Source organism: Rubidibacter lacunae KORDI 51-2 (assembly GCF_000473895.1).
Classification (GTDB): Bacteria; Cyanobacteriota; Cyanobacteriia; order Cyanobacteriales; family Rubidibacteraceae; genus Rubidibacter; species Rubidibacter lacunae.
Map to the genome: position 1 here is coordinate 1 of NZ_ASSJ01000071.1, position 1,127 is coordinate 1,127.

At 60.9% G+C, this 1,127-nt stretch carries 1 protein-coding gene; it reads left to right on the forward strand.

Annotated features, from left to right (window positions below; genetic code table 11):
- Positions 1–64 precede the first annotated feature (64 nt).
- Positions 65–1,127 (forward strand): ISKra4 family transposase gene (locus tag KR51_RS12700; RefSeq protein WP_156915109.1). Its coding sequence is split into 2 segments (ribosomal slippage), with 1,064 coding nucleotides annotated over them: positions 65–221 and positions 221–1,127; the frame shifts between segments, so codons are not numbered across the junction. This gene is flagged as partial in the annotation.

The window sequence follows — 1,127 nt, forward strand, 5'->3', positions numbered from 1 at the left end:
GGGTGCGTGTCACCTTCTGGAGAGGAAAATTAGCTTGGAAGTGTCCCCAAGCTCGGAGTGCCTCATGACCCCCGCAGACCACGCTCAACTCCAACAGCATGTCGCGGCAATCGCTGACATCCTCTATCGCAACACGCCAACAGACCAGCTCCAGACCCTCGAAGGGATCGAGCAGACCTGGCGCGCCCAAGCCCAACAGACCGTCCTGCCCCAACTGGGAATTTTTTTGTCACGGCAGCTACGCAGACAACTGCCGGCTACCCCCGACAGGTGAAAAGCATCCTCGGGTCCTTGACCCTAACCAGCGAGCAAGCCCAGCGCTTGCAACTCAAGCCTCGCAGCCAACTGAGCCCGCTGCTCGAGCGCTGCTGTCTGCGCGTGAGTGCCAACGTTTCCTACCAGCACACGGCGGAGGATATCGAACTGCTCACCGGCATCCCGGTCAGTGCCAAAACTCAACACCGCTTGGTACATCGCCAGTCTTTTCCGGCACCCCAGGCCAGCGCGCCCGTGACGGAAGCTAGTCTGGATGGGGGCACGGTGCGTTTGGTGGTGAAGCCCGGACAGCCACCGCGCTGGAAACAATACAAGGCCGCGTATCTGGGTCCGGGGAAACTCTACGGTGCCTGGTTTGACGACAACGCCGCCTTGGTTACCTGGCTGAACGAGCAACCGCTGGCGAAGCCCGTGACCTGCCTGGGAGACGGTCACGACGGGATTTGGAATCTGTTTGCCCAAATGCCGCCGACAGTGGAGCGACGGGAGGTCTTGGATTGGTATCACCTGATGGAGAATTTGGAGAAAGTGGGCGGCACGCCGCAGCGACGGCGGCGGCAGGCGCGGCAGCTGCTCTGGCAGGGGAAGGTGGCGGCAACCCGAGCCTTATTCAAGAACTGCCGCCAGCATCAGGCGCAGTGTTTCCGGCGCTACCTGAGGAAGCACCGTGTGCGGATACCCAACTACGAGTATCTGCAAAGTGAGGAGGTGTGTGCCATCGGCTCGGGGGGAGTGGAGTCAACGGTGAAGCAAATTGACCAGCGGCTGAAAATCTCAGGGGCGAGATGGGAGGAGGACAATGTGCCGCAAGTGCTGGCGCATCGATGCGCTTACCTCAACAAACGGCTCTG